This window comes from Streptomyces ossamyceticus, assembly GCF_001418475.1.
Taxonomy (GTDB): domain Bacteria; phylum Actinomycetota; class Actinomycetes; order Streptomycetales; family Streptomycetaceae; genus Streptomyces; species Streptomyces ossamyceticus.
The window spans coordinates 1-9,621 of sequence record NZ_LIQX01000397.1 but is presented as its reverse complement, the minus strand read 5'-3'; the positions used below and the strand labels follow the sequence as shown (position 1 = coordinate 9,621).

The 9,621-nt window shown below is 61.2% G+C and carries 9 protein-coding genes and 2 pseudogenes; 7 read left to right on the top strand and 4 right to left on the bottom strand.

Annotation, left to right across the window (positions count from 1 at the left end; translation table 11 throughout):
* The first annotated feature begins 330 nt into the window (after positions 1-330).
* From AOK15_RS27140 to AOK15_RS44255, 6 genes and pseudogenes are all read left to right on the top strand, one after another.
* Positions 331-993: a hypothetical protein gene (locus AOK15_RS27140; RefSeq protein WP_240508612.1), complete on the top strand. Its 663-nt coding sequence runs from the start codon at positions 331-333 to the stop codon at positions 991-993.
* On the top strand, positions 966-1,466 hold the full coding sequence (locus tag AOK15_RS42730; protein WP_148087349.1) for a hypothetical protein: 501 nt from the start codon (positions 966-968) through the stop codon (positions 1,464-1,466). The genes AOK15_RS27140 and AOK15_RS42730 overlap by 28 nt, the downstream gene beginning before the upstream one ends.
* A 363-nt stretch (positions 1,467-1,829) precedes the next feature.
* The gene (locus AOK15_RS27130; protein WP_055520989.1) at positions 1,830-2,528 is read left to right on the top strand and encodes a hypothetical protein; all 699 of its coding nucleotides are present in this window, start codon (positions 1,830-1,832) and stop codon (positions 2,526-2,528) included.
* Between the two features lie 336 nt (positions 2,529-2,864).
* On the top strand, positions 2,865-3,413 hold the full coding sequence (locus AOK15_RS27125) for a hypothetical protein (protein ID WP_157870380.1): 549 nt from the start codon (positions 2,865-2,867) through the stop codon (positions 3,411-3,413).
* 45 nt (positions 3,414-3,458) lie between these two features.
* A pseudogene (locus AOK15_RS27120) lies at positions 3,459-3,787 on the top strand (tyrosine-type recombinase/integrase); the annotation flags it as partial.
* A gap of 84 nt (positions 3,788-3,871) precedes the next feature.
* On the top strand, positions 3,872-4,300 hold the full coding sequence (locus AOK15_RS44255; RefSeq protein WP_055520986.1) for a hypothetical protein: 429 nt from the start codon (positions 3,872-3,874) through the stop codon (positions 4,298-4,300).
* Between the two features lie 348 nt (positions 4,301-4,648).
* Here AOK15_RS44255 and AOK15_RS48870 read toward each other — a convergent pair whose 3' ends face one another.
* Positions 4,649-5,155: a DUF4760 domain-containing protein gene (locus AOK15_RS48870; protein ID WP_420876973.1), complete on the bottom strand. Its 507-nt coding sequence runs from the start codon at positions 5,153-5,155 to the stop codon at positions 4,649-4,651.
* A 280-nt stretch (positions 5,156-5,435) separates the two neighbouring features.
* Positions 5,436-6,089 (bottom strand): DUF4145 domain-containing protein, encoded by a 654-nt coding sequence (locus tag AOK15_RS42725; protein WP_157870378.1) that lies wholly within the window; start codon positions 6,087-6,089, stop codon positions 5,436-5,438.
* 943 nt (positions 6,090-7,032) lie between these two features.
* On the opposite strand from AOK15_RS42725, the gene AOK15_RS42715 reads away from it, so the two are divergent.
* Positions 7,033-8,412: a DUF3696 domain-containing protein gene (locus tag AOK15_RS42715; RefSeq protein WP_079058732.1), complete on the top strand. Its 1,380-nt coding sequence runs from the start codon at positions 7,033-7,035 to the stop codon at positions 8,410-8,412.
* Positions 8,413-9,103: 691 nt separating this feature from the next.
* Here AOK15_RS42715 and AOK15_RS47300 read toward each other — a convergent pair.
* Together AOK15_RS47300 and AOK15_RS47295 are read right to left on the bottom strand one after the other, a co-directional pair.
* Positions 9,104-9,496, bottom strand: coding sequence for a hypothetical protein (locus AOK15_RS47300; RefSeq protein ID WP_055520983.1), 393 nt, complete (start codon positions 9,494-9,496; stop codon positions 9,104-9,106).
* A pseudogene (locus AOK15_RS47295) lies at positions 9,490-9,621 on the bottom strand (ATP-binding protein); the annotation flags it as partial. The pseudogene AOK15_RS47295 and the gene AOK15_RS47300, both read right to left, overlap by 7 nt.

Sequence of the window (9,621 nt, the reverse complement as noted above, 5' to 3'; positions counted from 1 at the left end):
CGGCGTTGTCACGCAGTTAGACACTCACCGCTGGTGCGTCCTGGAGGGGCTTGCCGAGGAGCAGCATCTGTTCCGTAGCTCTACAGAGACGGGTCACTGACGGTCATACAGGCTGACGGAAGAACCCTTACGGCCACTGGTGGGCTGCTGCGGTTGCTGTACTCCACTGCTGTACGCGGGAGGGGCGGCGTACGTATCGCGACCGACGTAGCGTAACCCTCAAATTACCCTCAGGAACAAGGTCATTTACTTGAGGCGGCCATGGCAAACCCATAGTGTCGAGGCATCGGGTCGTCGCACACGGCGATCTGCGACCAGGGGGGAATTTGTATGAGCATCGGCATGCGCCGAGCTGCCATTGTGCCGGCCACGGCCCTGCTGCTCGGCCTTGGAACGATAGGGACGGCGAGCGCGGACCAGGACGCACCGGGGTCTTTCACGAGCGGCTCTGACCAGGCCGTGAACGATGACATCGTTGATGAGGCGGACACTGTCGAGATAAACGAGCGCGAGGGGTGGGAGGACGTTGAAGAAGAAGACGTCACACAGCCGCCCATCTGCTCGGGCCCGGAAACATGGATAGAGATCAAGAAGAAAAAGAACTACCACGTGCCGTCATGGTGGAACGGCACCAAGTACAAGGACGGTCCGGGCGGGACCATCAAGGTCGAAGTGAAAAAGTCGGGGACTATCTCGGCCGAGGTGACCGGCACGATTGAAGCCGAGGCCAGTCTGGTCATCGCGGCGGCCAAGTCCTCTATCAGTTACAAGATCGCTGGCAGTGTCACGGTCTCGACGGGGCATACCTACACGCGCCACATCACCAGGAACAAGTACGGTCACATGCAATACGGTTCGTGGGGCTACAAGGTCAAGTGGGAGAAGTATCGGCGTAAGGGGGACGGCTGCGGTAGGGCGAAGCTGATCGACAGCGGTACGGCGACACTGCCCACTAAGGAGACCGGATGGAAGTACTGGGAGACCTCATCATGAGGCCCCGACCGGCGTGGCTCGTGGGCTGCGTCCTGGCCCAAACCCTTCTGCTGACGTCCTGTACATCGGATGACAACCCCGCATCCGAACCCACCGCCTCACCGACCTCTACCCGTCGGAGCACCGATGCGGAGACGGAGAAGAAGCTCACGAAAGAGGTCCAGTCGGCCCTCGACTCCGTGACGGACCAGGGCAGCTCGATGGTCGAGTCCGGTGTTGAACGAGTCTCCGAGGGAGTCCATACACAGCCCGACTTGGCCGAGGGCGCCACGTACAAGGTGTCCGTGGTATGCGCCGGCAAGGGAGACGCGGAGATCGTGTTTACCCCGACCGTCGCAGCCTCGAAGAAGCCGGTGGTCTGCGACGGGACCCTGGTCTTCCAACGCTTCGTCGCCAAGGACTCACTCCAGATCGACGTCAAGGGGAAGCCGGGTGCAACAGGCATGATTGCCTGGCGCATCAACGAGGTCTGACCGCATCCGATCCACCGTCCGGCTCGGTCGAGTTAGATATCTGGGCTGCAAGGCATTCCGAAGCCGACTTCACCGGACAACGTCGAACGGCCCCACTGCGGAACGGTGGGGCCGTTCGACGTTGTCCGGTGAAGTCGGCCGAGTGGGCCCGCTCCACCACGCTTTCCAACTGTGGTGGTGGGGCGGTTGGTTGTGTGCAGGGACGTTCACCTGCGTTCATCACCGTCTGGTTGTGGGACCGGCCTCTGCCTTCGGTCTCACCTGAACGGGTGTGAACGGCGCTGAATGAGACGGAAACTGAGACGGAAGAGGACCGAGCCTCGGTCCTGTCGCCGTGGCTGCCCCGCATGCCATCATCTGCAGGTGCTCGAGATCCCTGGATACGAGGGCGGCCCTTTGGTCCAGGGTGGCGCCTACCTGGACGACCCGTTGTTCTGGCCCGTGCACCTCGGCTCCTGCCTGCGTGGGGAGGACGCACAACGAGCCGCGTTCGGCGCCGACTGGGATGCGGCCATGGAGCTGTATCGGACACTGTCGGCCGAGCATGCGTGGCCGGTGTTCAGCGTGCCGCTGCGCTCCGGTCACACCATCTACGTCGTCTACCGCAACTTCGTGGACGAATGGGGCGTGGACTATCTGATCCATCAGCCGGCTTGGTCCGAAGCGGAAACCCTCGCCGTGGACGACGGTCACTTCATGGGGCCCGGCATGGCCTGGCCGGAACTGCTGTCCGCCGCTCGGCAGCCGGTGACAGAAGGCATTGGTGATGCTGATGCCCGTCTCTTGCTGCTCTTCCCCACCCTCGGCGACGCGCTGCTTCCCGACGATGCAGCCGCGGCCCTCACTTCTGCGCTTGCCGCTCTCACACTGATTGAAGACCCCGCCGAGGTTGCAGGGATGCTCCTTGAGAACCAGGGCCAATGGGCTCCCGCTCGGTGGAGGTCGGCAGGCGGCGTTTGGATTAACGACGGTGGGCACTCCTACCGAAACCCAAGCAACCCCTTCGCTCTGCCCGAGGGGCGCCTTCTGGAGATCAGTAGTGCACTGCGCGGCGGGAGCTGAGCACCACTTTAGGAGAGAGGCTGGGACACCTCGGGCCTGAGCTGCGGCTTCGCCGGCCGAGGAAACGGGCGGCTACTCGACCACAGGGCGCCGGTGTTGACCGTGGCTGACTCCTGCATCTGGCACGGTTGTGGCACGAACCTCAGCTGACGACGACGAGCCACGATGGTGAGTGCGCCGACCGGTCAGGCGCCCTTGCTGCACCCCCACCGGCCTCAGCCACGCCGCATAACGAATGACGCAATGGCCCTGCACAGGGCCGTGGCACCGGGTACCTTTCCCTGCCTTGGGGATGCCGGGAGCCGTCTGCGTCCGGCCGAGCGGGAAGGTGCGGGAGTGGTGGGTAAATCGGCAACTGTGCTCGGTCGGGAGATCGGCAAAACCGGTCGGGAGATGAACGTGCTGCTGCACAGGTACGGCTACCTGACAGGCGAGCCAGGCGCGTACTCCCTAACCGACAAGGGAGAGAAGTACGGCATCCAAGAGGACCATTACAGGGGCAACGTCAGGTCCCTGCACTATTACCGTCAGTGGACCACAACGACCTGGAGCGATGAGACTCTCGCGGCTCTGCTGAACGACATGAACAATGCGCCAGCTCCGCCCGAGCTGGCCGAGTCGTTCCCTAACGACGACTTGACCGTCGCCGAAGCCGAGCCGGTCGGTGCCACTGACCGGGGTGCATCCGATAGCGCCGGTACGCGTGTCGATCTGCGAATGGCTGCGATCGCTGCTGCACTACTGGTCGGGGCGAAGGCTGCGCAGATCGCCGCTCCGCACGCGCAACGCTGGTGGTCTGAGACTGCCGTGCCCACGACATCGCGCGTGCTGAAGCGACTGAAGCGGCAGGATTCGGCGGACAACGACGACGAGACGGAAGCCTGAGATCGCTGTCGCGCTAGAAGACGGCCGGCTGACAAGGCACCGTAGTCCGCGGCCGGGGTGCGCTCCGTCTCCTGCCCGGCCGAACTGCTCGACGCGGTCACGCACATCCTTGAGCACTTCGCCGCTCCGGGCCGCGACGGGCACGTCTTCGTCGGGCCGCAGGGCGGGCAACTGCGGCAGAGTAACTTCCGGGACGACTGGGTCAAGGCCCGGAAGGCCGCGGGCGTGACAGATGAGCTGCACTTCCACGATCTCCGACACACGGGCAACCCGCTGGCCTCGACGGCCGGGGCCAGCACGCGGGAGCTGATGACGAGGAGGGGCACAGCAACTCTCGGGCCGCGCTGATCTACTCTTCGCCATGCCGGGATCAACGGACAGAAGTGGACCATTCTCTCCCCGGCTCGGAACGTCTTCGGGCAAGCTGGTCTCCTTTCACCCTTCACTGCGGAGTTGCCATGCCTCGCCAAGCGATCAACGAGAAGCTAGAGAAGGACCACGGCATCGCGTCCCTAACCATGAAGTGGATCAAGGGTGAGTTCGACCCAACCTGGGAACGGTTGAGCGAGTCGCGATGCCACGAACTGCAGGCGTGGCTGCAGTCGCAAGACATCGGGTACCTGTGTCCTGGAGTCCACGTCGGCCATGACCGGAGGGACTGTCCGCTGCCCTCCGTGGAGACAGCCGAGGTCCTGCTGTACCAGAAGAAGACGCCAATCGGCGTGATCATCCGTTTGGCAACCTTCGACAGCCCGCTCAGAGGCCAGCCGACCCAGGCTGCCGCCATGCTCTCTATCATGGCGGCCGTTCTGGATAGTTCATTCAAGGGCGCCTTCCAGAACCGCCTCCCCATACTCGGTGATGCAACCGTTGAGCAGTCGGCCTAACCTGCTCGGCCTGGTGGTCGCGGTGATGCTGCGTGTTGGGCAAGCCCTCCGGACACGGCTCCGGAGGCCCCGTGAGACTCCGACAACACACCAGGTAGAAGCCTCATCTGTGGTGGACCGGGCAGCCTCAGTCCACAAATAGTCCATGATCCTGCCCAGGAGTCTGGTCGACCCAGCCGCCCGTGGTCATTGCTGACGGATCTGCCTCGGGGGTCAGTGGTGTTTGGCGAGGGCCTTGAAGATGCAGACGACCAGGGGCGGGCTGAAGTCGCCGGATGCCGTACATGGTCGCCATGCAGCATGGCAGACAGTTCGCAAAAGGTGTGGAGCTGATGCGCACTCTGCTACTTACAGAATGTCCTGACGGTCCCAGTACTCGGCTCCAAGGGCGGGGGAGCTTTGGTAGCGCCGAACCAACCGTTCGAAATGGACCCCTTCAAGGGGAGAAGCATGACTGCGTCGACCCACGATGTAAGGCTCGATGGCGGCCCAGACCTGCGGCGGGGATCGGTGGAAGCAAGCTACTACGAGGTCGAAAGCCAACAGTCTTTGCTCGACCAAGACTCCCAGCATTTCGAGTTGATCGTGAAGCTGCCAGAAGGAGTGGAAATCTTCGGCACTCATTCGGGCCGGATCAAATTGCTCAGGCAATCCGAACTCACCGCTTATGAGGCGACGTCGAAAGTGGCGCGCTGCTTGCGAATGATACTTCTCTTGGAAGGATATGAGGAGTTGCACATGCCTTGAAAGGCGCGCCTCTTTAATCTGCGAGTACGCGAAAAACGAGGCAGTTATGACGAACACGGTTCCGACTGCGGCACTAACGGCACTAACGGCTGCCCACACATCGCCCATGTCCGCAGTACAGCACTTTGTCGGGCCCTTGGGTAGGTGGCGGCGACACCCGCCAGCCCATGAGGTAGTTCGGTGCTGCGACAGACTTGCTCGTCCATGCTCCTAGCGGATATCCGGACGCGTCCATTCCCGTGAGCGCACTGCCCATGAGGCGCCGGTGTTGACCGTGGCTGACCCCTGCATCTGGCACGTTTGTGGCACGCGACCTCTTCGCGGCGAGATGCACCACTGAGCGGCTGCGATGTCCGTGGAGCCTTGCCGTGAGTGCTGCGTCAGGAACTCAGGTGCTGGGCTGTCCTTCTGGCGCGGTGGTGTTCACTGGCGCAGGGCTTGCTTGGGACCGCTCCAGGCGCCGCTGACGGGCACGGGCCACGCGAGCCGGGGACTGAAACAGGTCGTTCAGCACTTCATCCATGAGTGTCAAGATTTCCTCGGCCGCCTCGTGATCAACGGGGGTGAGATCGCCATGGGCTACTTCATTGCCGCCGAAGCGCACCTCGTGTGCTGCTTCCTTGATGTGCCCACGTAGCAGCCCTATTTGGTGGAGCTCATCGATCTTCGCGATCAGGCTTCCTCTGGTGACACCCTTTTCCTTCGCGGACGCCTCGACCACTGCACGGGCAAGTGCCACGGCAGCTCGGTCAGCCTTGATGCTCAGACAGTCGTGCGCCTCAATCGCGAGCGACTCGATCGCTGCGGGGACATCTGGGAACGTCCTGTTGGACTTCGCAGGGGGAAGCCATCGTGGCTGCTGGGCCTGAGGATGGTCCCAGAGATCAGAAGGTGCGTCGTCCCAATCACTCGTACGCTTGAAGTCGGTCCACCCGTAGGCGAGCACCAGTCGGCGGCAGTTGGCACATTGATAGGCTTCGAATCCCACATTGAGACGGCTGTCCTGATCAGGGACCACTTCGGCACCGCCGACCGGTCTCATGTGAGCCAGCCGTCCGCACCATCCGCATGTCGTGCTCGCCATAGTCGGAGACTAGTGCGCAACGCCCCGATGGGCATGCGATTTGTGACCGCTGTGCTCGCGGACCAGAGCAAGCCGCAGGGCGGGCCCGTGCCGACAGCTTCGGAGCCCTCAACTTGGGAAGCTGCGATCATTTGGGCCTGGTTCGGGCGCTGACCTGGGCGAACGGTAGAGGTGCGCCCTAGCCGGGTTCGGCGGCTTTCACCGTGGTTCCCCGCTGCTCCCCGGCTGATCTGGTGCGCTATTGGTGCGCCTCGTCTCTAGTTTGCCCGGTTCAGCCCTACGGGCGTTGGGCCAGGCTTACAGATCCAGACGTCTCGCCGTCGCCTCGCCTGAGAGCGACGTGCGCCGGCCGGAACGGCAGACCATGCAGAGTCGGTTCCGTGACCTTGAAGAGAGCATGGTCCGTAGGCGTACACGACTGCTTCGCCCCCGCGGAACTCGTTGCCGTCGACCTCGACCAATCCACCGGCTTCACGCCCTCAGCCTGAACGAGCAAGGGCGGGGGAGCCCTGGGGCCTGCGCCTCAGCCGACGACAGTCAGCCACGATGGCGGGTACGCCAACTGATCAGGCGCGCGTATGCCTCGCTGCACCCCCACCGGACTCAGCCACGCTGCCATGTCGTCAACCAGAGCAAGCTGCGTCAGCCGGGCCGTTGGGTACGTTCAGGTCCGTTCAGCTCTTCTGTTTCAGAGGCGCTCAATCGAGGGATGGTGCTTGTCAGCGACCCTTCCTGCGTATCTATGGCGCCGTACTTTGCATCTTCCCCACCCAACCAACTTGACCGAAAGTAACGGTTCGGTCACACATATCCCGTTGAGTCTGCTGGACCCATTGCCGGATCCGTACCGTTTGCTTGAACAGTGCACAACTAGAAATTATCGGACTTTAGGAGATATAGAGTGCGCCCTTGGTTGGTGGGTTGGACGAACTTTCGGGGATTTTCAGGGAAGGTAGATCTGCGATTCCCGCGCATCACTCTGCTGATCGGCCGAAACAATGTCGGAAAAACTTCTGCTTATGCACCCCTCCTGCTGCTTCGGCAAACGCTAGAGGCGCGCAATCCGAGAACTGCCCTGTTGACGCGGGGTGAATTTTTGGATGTGGGAAATTTCCGGGATCTAATCACTGACCATGATATCAATCGCACTCTCACATTTTCGGTCGGCCTTAACCGGAATTCGCGTGTCCGGGTGCGTAGCGATAGGCCCATTCCCAGCGAGTTGGAGGTTTCTTTCGAAAGCGAAAAGGATGGTGGAATTGTACTGAAGCAGTCTAGGATTCTCGATTCTAAAGGTCGCGCAATCGTCACGCGAACACGAAAGGATAGTGAAACCTATCAGGTGTCATCTCCTCTGCTTCCAACCTCATCTACGATTGGGCGACCCTATAAAGAAGTTACTGAACTGAGGCGGGCGATGCGGGAAGAGAAACCGGAGGGTTTCCTGTTTAGCGGGTTTGGTGCACTTCTCATGCCGCGCAGCTGGAGTGAGGACGAGGAGCGCTGGGAGAAGGTTCGGGGATGGTACAACGGTGCAAATGAACTTGTGAGGACGTACCGCACAGTAAATTCTCAAGTGGAATCGCAGCTAAAGAGCATTTCTTACCTCGGACCTCTTCGCTCCCTCCCGAAGCGCACATATCAGCTTTCTGCAGAAGTTCCTACCAGTGTTGGGCGTGATGGTGAATTCGCCCCGGAATTGCTCTTCCGGGCTGCTGATTCGGCTAGAGTGCGCGAGGTTGTGGATAATTGGTTGACTAAGTTTGGGTACGGTCGTCTGAAATTTCGCAACTCTGGCGATGACTTCTTTCAGGTGAGTCTCTGCTCTGAAGGAAAGGGCGGGCTGGAGGTTAATTTGGCGCATTGCGGCATCGGCATCTCGCAACTTTTGCCAATGTTGGTCCAGGGTGTGCTCACGCCGAACGCAGGCACTTTCATTGCTCAACAGCCAGAGATTCACCTGAATCCCGCGCAGCAGTGCCTTGTTACAGATTTCTTGATCGACACTGCTTCACGGAATAGGCGAGTGATTGTTGAGACTCACAGCGAACATATCTTGCTGAGGCTTCGCCGGCGTATTGCAGAAGGGGGGCTCAGAAGTCGGGACGTTGCGGTTTACTTTTTCGACTACCGTGATGGGCGTTCGGTAGTGGAATCAGTATCCCTTGGTGAGCGAGCAGAGCTTGACCGATCCGAATGGCCGAGTGGATTCTTTGAGGAGCAGCTGCAAGATTCCTTTGCTCTGGCTGTGGCGCAGGCCACTCCCAAGGTGGCTAAATGAAAAATCTGCCCACTATTTGTTCGCAAGATATCGTCATCGACACGTGCGTGTTGTCTCACTCGTGCAACCCGGGGGCCCCGCTACATGAATCATCTTTCGCCATAGTCCAGTGGATGTTTGCGAATCAAGATGTTCTATGGGTACTCGATGATAATGGGAAGGATCAGCCAAACCCGGCTACTAGTGCACTGTATGCCGAGTATCATAGAACTCTTCCGCCGCAAAGTCTCCCGCTAGTGGTGCTGGCACAGTATCTCGCCTTTGGTAGAGTGAGGTTCAGCGATCGTCCAAATGAGTCAATGCGTAATCTCATCGCGAAATTGATTCCCCGCAATCGAATCGATCGAGTAGTTCTCGGTGCTGCGGCAGGGAGCAATGATAAAGTCCTTGTAAGTAATGATGAGGACGACTTCTCTAGCTCCGTTCGAGAGGGAGCTGAGAAGCGTCTTGGGGTCCAAATCCTGTGCTCGGATGAGCTGACCCCTTAGAATCCGGAAGCCTACGTGTACAACCAAGCCGAGTTGGTCGGCTGATGGCCTGGCTGATCCGATAGGGCTAAATACTCGTGTGCGCGGCGCGGGCGCCGGGCGGGCTGGAGCGGGGCGGAGACAGGAGCGCAGGCCCGCCCGGGGGTCGGGCCGCGCGCGGTGAGCGGAGCGAGCCGCCTTGAACCAGTAAAGAAGGTTGTAACTCAGTCGGTCTGCCGGTCCGGTCGGGGCTTGAAGTCGTATGCGCATGACGGCAGTTGCCTGCCTTCGCGGTGTGCGAGTGGCAGGAAGATTACCGGTCGGATCGTCCAGGTGATGCGGGTCGTGGCGTGTGTGACCGACACCGTGCAGGGATCGCAGCGCAACAGGGCTCGGCGTGTCTCTACGCGGCCGTCGTACAGCCACTCCCACGCCTGGGCGGATGCGTCCGGGTCGAATGCCGGGGAGATCGTGCGGAGTGCGACCGCAACCCATCTGTCTGCCTGAGGCGCTGAGTAGGCATCGAATGACCCCCGCAGTTCCAACCCGCCCCCGCTGCTGAGGTCTTCGGTCCAGCACTCGCACCAGTAGCCCCGGCGGGCCTCGTCCTTCAGCACGGGCAGTCTCCCGGTCGGGTGCCGGTGAAGAGTTCCGCGGTGACGGTGTAGCCGGCCTTGCTGCCGTGGATGGCGACGCGGTGGGCGAGTGCGGTGACCATGTCCAGGCCCCGGCCGTGTTCGGC

What these genes read in the sequence shown, in the direction of transcription:
- AOK15_RS44255 (WP_055520986.1), top strand. Translation starts at nt 3,872, where the DNA reads ATGCCTCGCCAAGCGATCAACGAGAAGCTAGAGAAGGACCACGGCATC.
- AOK15_RS27140 (WP_240508612.1), top strand. Translation starts at nt 331, where the DNA reads ATGAGCATCGGCATGCGCCGAGCTGCCATTGTGCCGGCCACGGCCCTG.
- AOK15_RS48870 (WP_420876973.1), bottom strand. Translation starts at nt 5,155, where the DNA reads ATGGGCGATGTGTGGGCAGCCGTTAGTGCCGTTAGTGCCGCAGTCGGA.
- AOK15_RS42725 (WP_157870378.1), bottom strand. Translation starts at nt 6,089, where the DNA reads ATGAGACCGGTCGGCGGTGCCGAAGTGGTCCCTGATCAGGACAGCCGT.
- AOK15_RS42730 (WP_148087349.1), top strand. Translation starts at nt 966, where the DNA reads ATGGAAGTACTGGGAGACCTCATCATGAGGCCCCGACCGGCGTGGCTC.